This window comes from Paraburkholderia dioscoreae, from assembly GCF_902459535.1.
Taxonomy (GTDB): Bacteria; Pseudomonadota; Gammaproteobacteria; order Burkholderiales; family Burkholderiaceae; genus Paraburkholderia; species Paraburkholderia dioscoreae.
The window spans coordinates 3,228,301-3,242,562 of the sequence record NZ_LR699554.1 but is presented as its reverse complement, the minus strand read 5'-3'; the positions used below and the strand labels follow the sequence as shown (position 1 = coordinate 3,242,562).

The 14,262-nt window shown below is 59.8% G+C and carries 11 protein-coding genes; 7 read left to right on the top strand and 4 right to left on the bottom strand.

From position 1 onward, the window contains the following. Positions 1-132: 132 nt before the first annotated feature. The 4 genes from rpoD to PDMSB3_RS34555 all read left to right on the top strand — a co-directional run bounded on the left by rpoD (position 133) and on the right by PDMSB3_RS34555 (position 4,494). Positions 133-2,250, top strand: a complete 2,118-nt coding sequence (gene rpoD / locus PDMSB3_RS34570) for an RNA polymerase sigma factor RpoD (protein WP_007178406.1) — start codon at positions 133-135, stop codon at positions 2,248-2,250. Positions 2,251-2,329: 79 nt separating this feature from the next. Beyond that, positions 2,330-2,797 (top strand): 3-hydroxyacyl-ACP dehydratase FabZ, encoded by a 468-nt coding sequence (gene fabZ, locus PDMSB3_RS34565; protein WP_007178405.1) that lies wholly within the window; start codon positions 2,330-2,332, stop codon positions 2,795-2,797. A gap of 333 nt (positions 2,798-3,130) precedes the next feature. Next, positions 3,131-3,622 carry a polyhydroxyalkanoate granule-associated phasin gene (locus PDMSB3_RS34560; RefSeq protein ID WP_007178404.1) on the top strand — a complete coding sequence of 164 codons (492 nt, stop codon included), beginning with the start codon at positions 3,131-3,133 and terminating at the stop codon, positions 3,620-3,622. Positions 3,623-3,780: 158 nt separating this feature from the next. Beyond that, a complete protein-coding gene (locus tag PDMSB3_RS34555; protein ID WP_232064400.1) occupies positions 3,781-4,494 on the top strand; it encodes a class I SAM-dependent methyltransferase in 714 nt (237 codons plus the stop codon). Positions 4,495-4,627: 133 nt separating this feature from the next. Here PDMSB3_RS34555 and PDMSB3_RS34550 read toward each other — a convergent pair whose 3' ends face one another. The 4 genes from PDMSB3_RS34550 to PDMSB3_RS34535 are packed head-to-tail and all read right to left on the bottom strand — an operon-like array spanning position 4,628 to position 8,635. Further along, entirely contained in the window at positions 4,628-5,089 is a 462-nt protein-coding gene (locus PDMSB3_RS34550; RefSeq protein ID WP_007178402.1) for a Csu type fimbrial protein, read from the bottom strand. Position 5,090: 1 nt separating this feature from the next. After that, a complete protein-coding gene (locus PDMSB3_RS34545) occupies positions 5,091-7,388 on the bottom strand; it encodes a fimbria/pilus outer membrane usher protein (RefSeq protein ID WP_007178401.1) in 2,298 nt (765 codons plus the stop codon). Then, the gene (locus tag PDMSB3_RS34540; RefSeq protein WP_007178400.1) at positions 7,372-8,097 is read right to left on the bottom strand and encodes a fimbrial biogenesis chaperone; all 726 of its coding nucleotides are present in this window, start codon (positions 8,095-8,097) and stop codon (positions 7,372-7,374) included. The genes PDMSB3_RS34545 and PDMSB3_RS34540 overlap by 17 nt, the downstream gene beginning before the upstream one ends. 16 nt (positions 8,098-8,113) lie before the next feature. Beyond that, a complete protein-coding gene (locus tag PDMSB3_RS34535) occupies positions 8,114-8,635 on the bottom strand; it encodes a Csu type fimbrial protein (RefSeq protein ID WP_007178399.1) in 522 nt (173 codons plus the stop codon). Between the two features lie 857 nt (positions 8,636-9,492). On the opposite strand from PDMSB3_RS34535, the gene PDMSB3_RS34530 reads away from it, so the two are divergent. From PDMSB3_RS34530 to PDMSB3_RS34520, 3 genes are all read left to right on the top strand, one after another. Continuing rightward, a complete protein-coding gene (locus PDMSB3_RS34530; RefSeq protein WP_165189429.1) occupies positions 9,493-11,829 on the top strand; it encodes an alkaline phosphatase family protein in 2,337 nt (778 codons plus the stop codon). Positions 11,830-12,006: 177 nt separating this feature from the next. Further along, positions 12,007-13,482 carry a cytochrome-c peroxidase gene (locus PDMSB3_RS34525; RefSeq protein ID WP_007178397.1) on the top strand — a complete coding sequence of 492 codons (1,476 nt, stop codon included), beginning with the start codon at positions 12,007-12,009 and terminating at the stop codon, positions 13,480-13,482. A gap of 98 nt (positions 13,483-13,580) precedes the next feature. Beyond that, the gene (locus PDMSB3_RS34520) at positions 13,581-14,252 is read left to right on the top strand and encodes a hypothetical protein (RefSeq protein WP_007178396.1); all 672 of its coding nucleotides are present in this window, start codon (positions 13,581-13,583) and stop codon (positions 14,250-14,252) included. The last annotated feature ends 10 nt before the right edge of the window (positions 14,253-14,262 follow it).

Sequence of the window (14,262 nt, the reverse complement as noted above, 5' to 3'; positions counted from 1 at the left end):
AGACTTTGGCATCTGAGCGGATCCAGTCGATCCGGACGCGCGGCGCGTGCCCTTGACATTGCATTCCCACCGAAAATTTGCGGGACACGGGCTGTGTGCCGATCCGGACGTGATACTCAAAGGAGCGACGGCGTGACGAAGAGGGCGGTGAAAAGGCAGGCATTGGACGTGGCAGCAGGCGATCTCAACATGCAGGATGGACACGCCGGCATAACCGTTGCGGGTCAGGCAGCTGCAATCACGACACAACCGGCAAACGTCTCGAAGCAGGACGTGGCGCCGCACGCCGGGGCCGCGAACGGAACGGTCCTGCCGCGGGCAGCGTCACGTCGGACGAAAGCGAATACACGTGTGCATGCGGCGATCGCCTCGCTGCCGGACGAATCCAGCGGAGAAAATGAAAGCGGCCGCGCAGACCTGAGGGCGCTCATCAAGCTCGGAACCGAACGCGGTTTCGTCATTCGTGGAGAAATTAGCGATTGTTTGCCTGAGCGCCTCGCCCAACCGGACGCGATCGAGAACGTGATCAGAGCGTTCAGTGAAATGGGCATTGCCGTGTTCGAGCAGGCGCCGGACGCGGAGTCGATGATCCTGCACGATCGTGCTGCGGTTTCTGCCGACGACCAGATCGAGGAAGAGGCCGTAACGGCTATCTCGAGCGTGGACGCGGAGTTCGGCCGCACTACCGACCCTGTGCGCATGTATATGCGTGAAATGGGCACCACGGAACTCCTCACCCGTCAGGGCGAGATTGCCTTGGCGCGACGAATCGAAGAGGGTCGCAACGGCATGATCCGGGCCATCTCTTCGTGTCCGGCAACGATAGCGGAGATCCTGGCGATCGCTGACGGCGTCGCCTGCGGCGAAACGGCCATCGATGAGCTCGTCGACGGTCTGATCGATCCGGCTGCAACCGGCACGGACGGCATGACCGCGGTGCCGGAAGACTCACTCGACACCGCCTCTGTGTTCGACGACGACCAGGGCGACGAAGACGATGACGACACTGAAACCGAACCCGCCGATCAGTACATCGAGACGCTGAAACACGACGCGCTCGCGAAATTTGCGAAAGTGGCTGACTGGTTCGGTCAATTGCGGGACGCCTATGAAACGCAAGGCTACGGTTGCGCACGCTATCGCGCCGCACAGGCAGCGATCGAGGCTGAACTGATGACGATCCGTTTCACCGCGCGCACGATCGACCGTTTGTGCGGCGCACTGCGGCTATCCGCCGACGAGGTCCGAACCATCGAGCGCGAAATCGCGCGGATCGTAGTAGAGCGATGCGGCGTGCCGCGCGACACGTTTGTCGCGCATTTCCGCGGCAACGAGACCCACCTTGCATGGGCGCGGCAACTGGTTGCGGCGGGGCAACCGTTCAGCAGCGTGCTGGAACGAAACCTCCCGGCAATCGACCTGGAGCAGGAAAAGCTGCTTGCCCTGCAACAGCGGGTCGTGCTGCCGCTCGACGAGTTCCGCGAGGTCTGTCGCGCGCTGAGCGCAAGCGAGGCGAAAACTCTGCGCGCGAAAGGCGAAATGATCGAGGCGAATCTGCGGCTGGTGATCTCCATTGCCAAGCGCTATACGAATCGCGGACTGCTGTTTCTCGATCTGATCCAGGAAGGCAATATCGGGCTGATGCGCGCCGTGGACAAATTTGAATACCGTCGCGGGTATAAGTTCTCCACGTATGCGACCTGGTGGATCCGGCAGGCCGTCAGCCGGTCGATCGCCGATCAGGCGCGCACCATCCGGGTTCCCGTTCACATGATCGAGTCGCTCAACAAGCTCAAGCGGATTTCGCGCCAGATCCTGCAGGAGACGGGAAGTGAACCCGACGCCGCTCTCCTCGCGCAGCGAATGGAAATGCAGGAGCAGAAGGTTCGGGCGATGCTGCGAATCGTCAGGGAGCCGGTTTCTCTGGATGCGTCCGTCGGCGAAAACGACGACACGTCGATAGGCGACCTGATCGAAGACTCCACCGCCATCTTGCCCGACGACGCGGCGCTCCACGCCAGCATGCGCGACGCCATCAGCGAGGCGCTCATGACGCTGACGCCGCGCGAAGCCAAGATTTTGCGCCTGCGTTTCGGCATTGAGAGCGGCAGGGATCACACATTGGAAGAACTCGGAGAACAGTTCGAGTTGACCCGCGAGCGGATCCGTCAGATTGAAGTAAAGGCGCTGCGCAAGCTGCGGCACCCCGCCCGATCCGAACGCCTGAAGTCGTTTCTGGATGAAGGCTAGACGACACCGGCGGCATGACGAAACCGTGCGCCGGCATCCAGACCCATTGCCGCACGGCCAATGCGTGAGCAGAAATACCATGAGCACCGACAAAATCAACCTCGACATCCACAAGATTCTCACGCTACTGCCGCATCGCTATCCGATTCTGCTCGTGGATCGGGTGCTCGAACTCGAGCCGCACAAGCGCATCAAGGCGCTGAAGAACGTATCGATCAACGAGCCGTACTTCATGGGGCACTTCCCGAGCCGTCCCGTGATGCCGGGCGTGCTGATCCTCGAAGCGCTCGCGCAGGCCGCGGCGCTGCTGACGTTCTCTGAAGAACCGCATGATCCCGTCAACACGCTGTACCTGTTCGTCGGCATCGACAATGCGCGCTTCAAACGCGTGGTCGAGCCGGGCGATCAGCTGATCCTGAACGCAACGTTCGAGCGGCATATGCGCGGCATCTGGAAGTTCAAGGCCTGCGCGGAAGTGGATGGTGCGGTTGCGGCGTCGGCCGATCTGATCTGCACAGTCCGGAGCACGGATGCGGATGCGCGCTAGTACGGCGCGACACCGCCGCGCTTCTTACGCTCAGTGCGTTGCTGCGTTCCGGTCGAGGCGCTGAGCCGTGGCGCCGCGAAGCAGGCTAATTCTTCGCGGCGCGAGCCGTTGGCCCACGTCTTCCACTCGGGCGGCCGGGTAGCCGGTTCGATATATGTTGCATTGCAACATGATGCGGCCTATGCTGGGCTCGCGGATTGGACGTCCCGCGCTTGAACCCTTTTTGTTTTTTCGGCAGCGACGTCGATCCATGTGATGTTCGATTCATTTCGCGCGGGCTTTCGCCTGCGGTAAGGCAATTTGCCACGTCAACAGTCATCAGGGAGCATTTCAATGACGCTGTCTACATTCCATTCTCCCCTTGCAGAGCTGTCCGCTACCTGGTTGCAGGCCGTCACGGAGGCCGGCGAGATGTTTGCCGCTACTGCGCAGGTGGTGGGGCATCGCACGACACGCATGGCGCTTGCGGGCCCTATTCCGAGTGAGCGCGATCGGAGCGAATTCAGTCTGATGGGCCGAGAGAAGAAAGAGGCGGCATCGGAATCGCTTCAGGCTCTTGGACTCGGCTTTTTGAATCTTGCTATGGCGGTAGCCGTTGATACAGGCAACCACGTGTGGGCTACGTCTGCCGCTGCCGTCGCGCTCGCGTCCAGCCAATCGCCGTCACAGTGGCTTGAGCGCCAGACAGCCCTGAACGGACTCGCGGCTAACGCGCCGGCCAACCCATTGCGCCTCGCAAACATGGCCGCCCGCGTGATGCAGAAGAGTCTTACCCCTATTCACCATCGTGCAACCGCCAACGCGAAGCGTCTGGGTGCACTTTGAGCGCCGTGGCGCCCTTCTCACGGCGTCCGGTGAAAGCTGTCCGGCGGGAAAAACCCGCCGAAGCGACTCATGTCGTATCGAACCTCGACGGCGTGTCGGAAACGATGTTGTGGACCTTGTATGACCGGGCGTGCGAGTCAGCGCGGGCGGATGGCGTTTTGACAGACCCGGAAAGCGTTCGGATATGCAAGGCGATCGACTATGACTTTGCCGGCCGGTTCGGTACTCCGGACGGCTCGTTCGCCGTGCGGGCGGCCGAAATCGATCATCTGATCATGCGCTGGCTTGAGGGCCATCCCGACGGCGTGATCGTTTCGCTAGGTGAAGGCCTGGAAACACAGGCGCGCCGTGTCGATAATGGCCGGATGCAATGGCTCACGGTCGATCTTCCGGCAGCCATCGAGTTTCGCGAGAATTTTCTGAAGCCCTCGAAACGCCTTCACCACATCGCGGCGAATGCGCTCGACCTCGCGTGGGCCGATGAAATAGAGCCGACCGCCGACGTGTTCATAGTGGCACAAGGGCTGTTCATGTATCTCCAGCCTACGGCCGTAAAGCGCCTCTTTGCGGACCTGGCCGCCCGCTTTCCGAAAGCGGAACTCGTTTTCGACGTGATCCCGCAATGGTTTTCTTCGCTAACGATGTGGGGCGTCATGAAGACTCCTTGCTACCTCCTGCCTCCCATGCCGTGGGGTATTGACGCCGACCATATCGGCGCCTGTCTAGGCGAATGGTCTTCGGGCATTGAAGCGATCAAATTGCTCGAATACCGGGCACCGCGGGGCTGGCCGAAAGTAATGGAAGATCTGCTTTGCGTGAACCCGGCGAACAAAAGGTATCTTCCGTGTCTCGTGCATGTCACGTTTGCGTGAAAGAAACGGGCATCGCCCACCATTCCTCGTGGCGGATGATTCAGGCAAGGGCCGTTTTTCGCGCAAAGCTCCATCTGCTTCATGCACCCGTCTTTCCGGCGATTCGTAATCCTTGAATCGCGCCCGAGGTGCATCAATACGTGACCGTCACAGTCAATATGTCGCTGTACGATCCAACACTCGCTGTTGCCTGACCGGAGGAAATACGCCCATACACAGTGGATGCCTGGGCGGCTCCTCCAGACGTCGCAACGACGTTTCCGGAAAGTAAACTGGTGCCCGAGCTTCCATCGCCCCAGATCGTCGTTCGGGTGTTGTCGACATAAACGTTGTAGTTAAGCGTCTGACTGCCTGACACCAGTTTCCTGGCCAGATAGGCTCCGCTCCCCGTAGAAGCACCGATCGTGTACGTCACGGTTGCGGAACCGGTGCAAGTCACACTCACTGAACCCGTACCGTCAGCGTTGGCATTCGCGAGCGGATTGTAATTTCCAAACGCCACTCCGCTCGCTGAAACCGTGCAGGTGGGGTCTGCGTTGGCGCTCGCGCAGGCAGATATCGCCAATGTCAGTACTGCAATCTTGAGCATTTTCATTTCATTCGCCGCAAACAAAAGGACCAACCGTCGGGAGCACGATGGGTGAAGCAGGCGCCAGTGCCTTTGCCGTGCAACGCTTCGCGCCCCAGGTCGCGGTCACACTGGCTGGTAGCACAATATCTGGCATAAACACCTCGCCATTGCGAGCGACTTGCTGGCTTGCCTGACCCTCGGCGCCAACAACTGCGCCCGCAGGGATTGGCTGATTGTGTTCGTCAACCAGGATAATCGTTGCGCCTGTCACTTTCTTCGCCTCAAACCTGATCAGGTATCCGCCCTTCTGCGGCGGAGTCACTATCCGTTCCGAGAGATCGAGCGCCACGTCCAGCGGAATTGCTGCGTCGTCAAGGCGAATACGGTTCTCTTCATAGGCAACCAGGTTGGGAAGCATGGCAATGCCGCTGCCGTCCGTGTGACCAATCACCCGGTTATTCGAATAGACGTCGACGGTTTGCCTGAGCGGAACTTCGGCCATTGCGAAACTGCCATCGATCCACCGTGTGGGCCGCACAATGCCTCCGAGCATCGCAATTCCGCCTGTCGCTTCAGCCTGCTCGTTGAACTGGCCGGCGATATGGTTGGCACCAAGCTCGATTTGCCCGAGCTTGCTCAGATAGGACACGCCGACATCCTGCGAATCGTCGTTGATGAAAGTGGTACGTGCACGATATCCCCAGCCGCCCTCGAGATCTGGTGCCCGGAAAACCTCAAGGTTTGCCGTCGTATCATGAGCACCGAAATTAATCTGACTGGTTGCGACCGATTGATGCCCGTACGGAATAACCCACAGCGCGCCGGCTGTCAGCGTCCGTATACTCGACAACGCCTTGCTGACGCTCAGCGACAGGCTGCCGTAACGGCGCATGTCGAATGTCAGGCCAGTCGCTACCGCCTCGATGTTCGGCAAATCACGATTTGCATCGTTCAGATAGCTAAGAGAAAAGGAGATGCGGGGGCCGAGCGAAATGCTTCCCTGTGCCAGGAATTCATGCGAAGCGGGGCGATTATTGCTACCGTATCCGAGTTGCCAGTAATTCCTGGTGGTGACCGTGTCGCTGACAGAAATGCCAAAGCCGGGTGACTGATGTGATAACTGCACCTGGACCAGAGCACCCGAACCATACTGCGACATGCTGCCGGCCACGCTGGCAGTCAGAACCACGAAATTGAATAGAGGAATAGTCGATCCAACACCCACGTCCTGATTCCGGGCGGTGGCTTCGGCATGTGTTTCGGCAGTCACATATCTGAACCCATAGCGATAGGTGCCGGAAACGAAGCCGTCCGCATAGCGGCTGCTCGCAAGACCGTAGTTTTCGCGCTGCAAACCCGCCTCGAACGATCCTGCATGGGTGCCCTCCCGCAACATAAGCGGGCTGTTTATAAACGGCTGGGAGATGACCTGCTGCCGTCCAAGCGCATCCTCGACGACCATCTGCACATTGCCTTGCCCTGTGAAAACAGGGACATTGCTCAGCGCGAAAGGCCCGCTATTCACATTGGTCGACGCGCGCAGCACGCTGTCGACGTAGATGTTCACGGTTGACGGCGCTTGCGCAACACCAGAAAGCGTTGGCAACGGTGTCGGGATGACATCGGGCCGAATCGAAAAGTTGGTGTTGTACTGTATTCCGCCGAAGTAAACCTGATTTGACCAGTTGCTCGAAACCGTCGTGGAATCGCCCAGTGTCAGCGTGGCAATCGAATCGGGAAAATCTCTGACATATCTCGTATCCAGCCGGTAAAGAGAATTGATCCCGGCCGTCTGCCGATAAATCTCCCGATATTGGAACTCTCCACCGGCGAGGCCAAACACATTTGCGTCGAGGAGCGCACCAAAATTACGATAAACGGCGGATCTACTGTAAGTCAGATCGTAATTCAGATACCCGCCGACGGCCGGCGCCTGTACATTACGACGCGGCTGTCCACCTATGCTGGCAGTGCTCCCGTTGAACGCCGAGCCGCTCGCCACGATGCGAAGGGTCTGGGTCGCATCGTCAAACGCCACGTGCGTATCGGGCAGATTGTCGATGCGGCAGTATTCATTCCCGCTAATGTGCAGAACCTCGGCGTTGGTCATGCTCAAGCGGACTACGGGGAGCAGTTGGCTGGCAATAAAGATCTTGCCGTCGCCGGTCCTGAGCACACTTGCGAAGTCTGCAACCTCGTTGCCGTTGACCGTGACAGCGACAACCTCAGGCGTAATGACCGGCGCGCTGGTTTGCGCATGGAGGTCCGACATCATCACCGAAAGCAGTAGGCCGCATGCGAGTCCGCTATTCAGACTCCGCATCGAGTACTTCTTCACTTTGCCCAACTGGCGTAAGTATTTTCAGTGTGATACGACCAAGGCTGCCGTTGGTCACGAGCGGCCACTCTTTCCGTTGTTGCGGCAGAATGTACGCCGGGTCGTTGTTGGTGATTCTTGACGTGCCCTTGTCGTCGACAATGGCGAATCCGTTTATCTTTATGTGCGTGTCGCCGCTATTGTCTGCGACCAGAACATATTGCGAGCCCTTGCTGAGCAGATGCCAGCGCACATGCACATTTTTTTGCAGCGGATTGATGAATACCGGAATGCTGACTCGCAGCACCGTTCGCAAACCAAGTTTTTCACTGCTCGCTGTTTCATCGGGTATTTCGTCCACTATCAAACGATAGCTTTGCTCTTTCGCCGTTTGCGTCACTGAGCGTAGGCCGAACCGCAGGAACTGCTGCTGTCCGGGCTTGATGGTGAATATGGGGGGATTGAGAATGACCTCGTCCGTATTGACCTGAGTCTCGACGTGCCCATCGGTACTCCACTTCACCGCGTGCACCTGCAGGCGAAGATCGCTTTCGCCCTGGTTGGTCAAACGCAGAATCGACATCGGCTTGCTCGAAGTGAGATCAAATGTGATCGGGCTGGCGATGAAAGAACTCGCCGACGCATCCAGCGCCGGGTAGACGCAGGCCAGCAGAAATACGATGGCCCGCGTTGCCCACCTGGTGTTGCATAGCATGGGCGCCAACCTTCTATTAGAAGGTAATGGTGGCTGTCACCGTATCGCTGTACGTATCGACGTGGAGAAGGCTTTGACCCGCCGGAATTTCCGTATATACGGTCAGGACGTGCTGGACACCATCTTCGATTGCGGCAAGTTCAGCGGCTGCCGTATAGCCCCAAGGCGTCGTATAGGTGGGCTCCTGGTACAGGTTGTAAGCCAGAAGGTCGGTGGTATTGGTCGCACCAGCGAGATGCCGGAGCGGCACAGCGGATGTGCCCGTTTCATGATTGCCGCCGTCGAGCGCAATGAGTGCGCCTGTGCCGCCGTTGGTGCAGGTGTACGTGACGGACGCGGTGGCGTCTCTCACCGGGGCCGTTGCATTCGCGGTGACCGGGTCATATGTGTTGGTGAATCCCGTGGCGCCGAGCGTGCAACTTGCGACAATGGTCGCGGTGTTCGTCAAGGTGGCCGTGGCGTTGCCGGCCGCCATCGCGCTTGCTGAACCGACCATAGCCGCTGCGAAAACGAGCGTTTTGAGTTTGAATGTGTTCATGCTTTTAATCCTGCTGGGTTATAAAAAGATTCTGTCACCGGATCGAACGCCACGGCCATTCTGATACGCATCGGGCATCCGAGAAAAAACGTATTTACTTTGATAATTTCAACGTTGTCATCATTCGCCAGACGCGACTCTCTCTGGATTGCCGATTGCAGATGCCGTCGGTTAGAACGGAATTTCCGGTCCTCCTGTTTTTTACGGCGAGTACGAAAATTAATGCAAAGACGAGCACCGCGGATCGACCGGAATCGAACCCAAGGCCATTGGCGGACCGGGGAGTTATTGCCGATTAATTTATTCTTCAGTTATTAGTATTCGGCTGAATGGAGATTAGTCTTATTTGTAACCGGCTGTTAGTTAATATTTGGTCACAAGTCTGTTTGACTGGTGGCTTTCAGAGTAGAAAGCTTGCTGTGCCTGCCTCGGCGCTCCGCCCCGAATTATGAAAATAGTTTTTTGAGCACGAAAATAGTGTTGCTTTTTCGTCTGACCAAAAGTTTTTACGAAAAATGGCAAAAAACCTATGCAATTTCCGGCTCCTGCCGCGGGTCGAGAGTTCGGCGTGAACCGCTCACGATTTTTCATGGTGACAACCCCATGCCGAGGCCAGGCATTGACAAATCTGTTTTTGCTTACGATATGAAAGCAAGGCCGGAAATACTTTGCTGCGCTGTTAGTTAAATTTCAGTTTGATGAAAATGTCGATTTTCGCTGTTCGAAATATTCCATGAAAGTAACTGTAATGAAAGTTCCCCTTCACGGGAGATAAATACATCGACTCGATAATCCCCTGTCGCCTGCCTACAAGAGGCGCAAGAAAGCAGTACAACAACCTACAGGGGCATCCCACAATGTCGGTCAATTCAATAAGACGTACTACTCCGCTTCTAACCTCGATCGCAGCGGCATGCGTGCTGGCCGCCTGCGGCGGCAATAGCGACAACTCGCCGTCCGCGAGCACCACGCCGCCGGCTCCGACGACCGTCTCGGGCGTCGTTGCCGCCGCTGGCTTCGTGCCGGGCAGCACGAGCGGCGACCCGACCGTTCATGCAGGCTATTACGTCGGCGCCACGGTGTGCATCGACGCGAACAGCAACGGCAAGTGCGATGCTTCGGAAGTCAGCGCGACGACGGACAGCAAAGGTCACTTCACGCTGCAGTCCAACGCCACGGGACAGCTGATTGCCGACGTGAGCACCAAGGCCACCAACACGGCGACCGGCGCGGCCGTCGCCAGCCACATGATCCTGCGCGCCTCGGCTGCCCAGATCGCCGATCAGGGCTCGACGAACATCGTGATCAGCCCGATGTCGAGCGAAGTCCAGCGTCTGGTCGAAGCGAACGGCACGACGTACGCAGCCGAGAAAGCCAACCTGGTCACGCGCCTGAGCGCGCCGGCTCTGGGCGCGTCGTCGGTGACGGTGGCCGCTGCGGACGTGCTTGGCGACGCCAGCAAACTCTCGGGCGCCGAGCAGCAAGCCGTGCTGTTCGAGGAAAACCAGCTCACGAACCGCTATACGTACGCGACGACCAAGCTCGACCGCGGCGATCTGTACCCGGACAACCTCGCCGTGCCGGGCGGCGACCCGTCGCTGGTCGGCGCCGCAGGCGTGAGCGCCGCAACCGCCGTGAAGTCGACCGTGCAGCAGGCTCCCATCACGTTCGCGCAGGCACAACAAGCCGCGTTCAACGTCGAAGGCATTCCGCGCTACGACAACGTCTTCGTCATCATGCTCGAGAACCACAGTGTGGCTCCGGTTCCGGGTACGCCTGGGATTCTCGGTTCGGCGAGTGCTCCGTTCATTAACCAGTTCCTGACCTCCAACAACCAGTTTACGACCTATTATTCGACGGGTAATCCGAGCGAACCGAACTACACCGCGCTCGGCGCCGGCGACGACTGGGGTATCACGGACGACAACTGGTGGGGCTGCGGCGCGGGCACGAGCGGCGGCAACGCACCGACGGACGTGGCGTTCGCCGGCGGCAACGCTTCGGACGGCCAGCCGCTGGTTGCGACCGGCGTGCTGCCTCCGCAGGACGGCACCCATCTGTCGGGCTTCACGAACGCCACCTGCACGACAACGGGTTCCATCGCCAATCACAACATCAAGAGCCAGCCGAGCCTGTTTACTCTGCTGTCACAGACCGGCATGACCTGGCGCACTTACAGCGAATCGATGAACCCAGGGCAGGATCCGCGTGCGGACAGCATCGCGGACACGGCGGTCAACGCCGCATACGCCGGCCCCGGCGCCAACGGTACTGCTTTCACCATCCCGAACGGTCTCTACAAGACCAAGCACCACCCGGGCATGGCCTACCAGGACGTGCGTAATCTGCCGGAGTTCCATGCCGACAACCGTACCATCTTCGGTACGCAATACAACGCCACGGCTCTCGCGCAATCGAAGGCCTATCCGATCCCGACTGGTTACAACTTTGACCAGTTCAGCACCGACCTCACGAACGGCGACGTGGGCAACATAAACTTCATCATGCCCGACCAGTGCGACGACATGCACGGTGTCGGCTCTGATCCTTCCTGTGGCAGCGGCTCCGCGCAGATCGTCCAGCGTGGCGACGACTACGTGCGTCAGGTGGTCACGAAGATCGAGGCTTCGCCGTTGTGGGCCAACAAGCAACGCAAGGTGGCCATCGTCGTGATGTTCGACGAAGGCGAGGGTAGCTCCACCTCGTGCTGCGGCTGGAACCCGGTAACGTCGAACGACGGCCAGGCACCGCTCACGTTCGCGAACGGCAAGTTCACGCCGACGCCGACGACGCTGTACAACGGCGGCAACCACGGTCACGGCAACTCGATCTTCGGTGTGGCGACGAACCAGGCGAACCCGAACGTCGTCGACAGCGACGCGTACAGCCACTTCTCGCTGGTGCGCACGCTGCAGGACATGTTCCAGATCGGCGACCCGGAGCAGCCGCAAACGTACCTCGCCCGTGCGAAGTACACCGAGTCGTTCATCGCGAGCAACATCCTGAACCTGCCGGAACTCGCAGGCAGCGCGGATACGCACCTCGACTCCGTGCGGCCGATGAACCATGCCTATATCACGCCGGCAACCTACACGCAGAAGCTGAACCCGGTCGACGTGACGGGTACGTCGCTGGCTTCGCGTCAACCTGGTCCGGACGCAAGCCAGACCAACGTGTGGGCGCTCGCCAAGTAAGCACGCGGCTTGCGGGAGGCGGTGGATCGCCTCCCGCATCGGCAAGTGCGTGAATCGCTCCCTGCCGGGCCGTGTTTTTCGCGGCCCGGCATTTTCCGTTCTGTCCGTCCCATTGCCAGGGGGCCCTTCGGCCCTGCCAGGACCGCCCGGCAATCGGACTCAGGCAAAAAACTCAATATGCGAAAAATCTCCCTGGGCGTGATCTGCGCGCTCTCATTGATATTGACCGCCTGCGGCGGCGGTGGTGGCAGCGACAGCAGCAGCGCCGGCACCGACCCGGGCCAGCCTGCGTCGGGCGGCGTGGCGCCTCCGGCCAAGGTCACGCTCAGCGCGGCGGCACAAGTCGGTCAGCAATTGTTCTTCGACCAGAATCTGTCGGGCGGCAAGAACATGTCCTGCGCGACCTGCCATAGCCCTCAATATGCGTACGGACCGCCCAACAGCCTGTCCGTGCAGCTCGGCTCCGATCCGTCGGTGGCAGGGCAGCGCGCCGTGCCTTCGCTGCGCTACAAGTCCATGACGCCGCCGTACAACGATGTCGCCGACAACCCGGACGGCATCACGCAGAACGCACCAGGCGGCGGTTTCATGCTGGACGGCCGTGCTACGACGCTCGCCACCCAGACGGCCTTGCCGCTGCTCAATCCGCTCGAAATGAACAACGCGTCGCCGGGCGCCGTGGTGCAGACCGTGAAGAGCGCGTCCTACGCGGCGCTGTTCCAGCAGGCGTTCGGCGCGAACGTGTTCTCGGACGCGAACGCCACGTTCACTGACGTCGGTCTCGCCCTGCAGGCCTACCAGCAGGAAGACCCGAGCTTCCAGCCGTACGCGAGCAAGTTCGACCTGTATCTCTCCAACAAGGTGGGCGGCACGCTGACACCGGCGGAACTGCGCGGCCTCCAATTGTTTAACGACACCGATGGCGGCGCGGGATGCGTTGCCTGCCACTATGCCGGTGCGAACTTCAACGGCTCGGTCGCGCTCATGACCGATTTCACCTATCAGGCGATCGGCGTGCCGCGCAACGACAAGCAGATCTGGGACAACCCCGACCCGATCCCGAGCAATGCCGACGCGTCGTATTACGACATGGGCTTGTGCGGTCCGCTGAACAACATCCACACGCCCGGCACGGCCAGCAGCGGTGCCGGCCCGGATCAGTTCACCGGCGTCAATGTCCCGGACCCGTATTGCGGCCGCTTCAAGGTGCCGACGCTGCGCAATGTCGCGACGCGCACCGCGTTCTTCCACAATGGCGTGTTCCACTCGCTCGTGCAGGTGCTGAATTTCTACAACACGCGCGATACCAACCCGGAGTACTGGTATCCGAGCACCGGCGGCGATCCTAACAACGTGACGCAAAACCCGTCCTACGCGCTGTTCCCGACCGCTGCGTCGGGTGCGACGGCCAAGCTCTTCAACGATCTGCCCGTGGCCTACCAGGGCAATATCGACGAAGAACTGCCAATGGGCAAGGGCCAGACCGACGCCGGCGGCACGACCGCGGCAGACGGTGCGCTGCCGCGCCCGATTCACTCCACGCCGCAGTTGACTCAGCAGAACATTGCGGACCTGGTCTGCTTTCTGAACACGCTCACCGACGGCTATCAACCGCCCGCCACGCCGCCCACCAGCGGCTCCTGCGTGAACTGATGAAAAATTGATGAGACTCGCGCGCGACCGGCCCGAAGGGCTGGCCGCGCGCTCCGTCCTGTTCGTACCTTAGCAACTCAACCTGAGCAACAAACACCATGACGCGACGTTTCACCCTCGCCCGCTTCGCTTGCAGCACACTCTCCCTGATCGCGCTGACTCTGTTCGCCGGCTGCCATGACAAAACGCAGGACGTCAGTCAGGAGAACTTCACGGCTACGGTCAATGATTTCCTCGCCCAGCGCGGTCACTTGTGCCTCGCCAAATACGACTGGCCGATCTATGCAACGACGGAAGACCAGGCCGCCGGTACTCGCGACGCGGTCCAGATGCCGGTACTCGAGAAACTCGGTCTCGTGACGGGCAAGGACGTGGTGGTAGAACGCACTGACAGCGCCGGCAAGAAGATCACCGCGAACGCTCGCCAGTATCAATTGACGGCCGAAGGGCAGAAGTACTATCTGCACATTCCGGAAGTGGTCGCGACCGCCAACTCGCGCGTCACGCATCCGGCCGATTTCTGCGCGGCCACGCTTACGCTCGACAAGGTAGTGGGTTGGGAGCGGCCGACGCAGGTGGAAGGTAAAACCGCGACTTCGGTTATCTATACGTACAAGATCGATCCGGCGCCGTGGGCCAAAGATGCCGACGTACAGCGCGTATTTCCGATGATCAAGCGCGTGATCGAAGGCGCGGGCACGATGCAGTTGCGCGAAGGCGTGCATCTGACGTCGAACGGCTGGGTCGCCGACGAGGTCTTCCAGCGCTGAGCTGAAACCC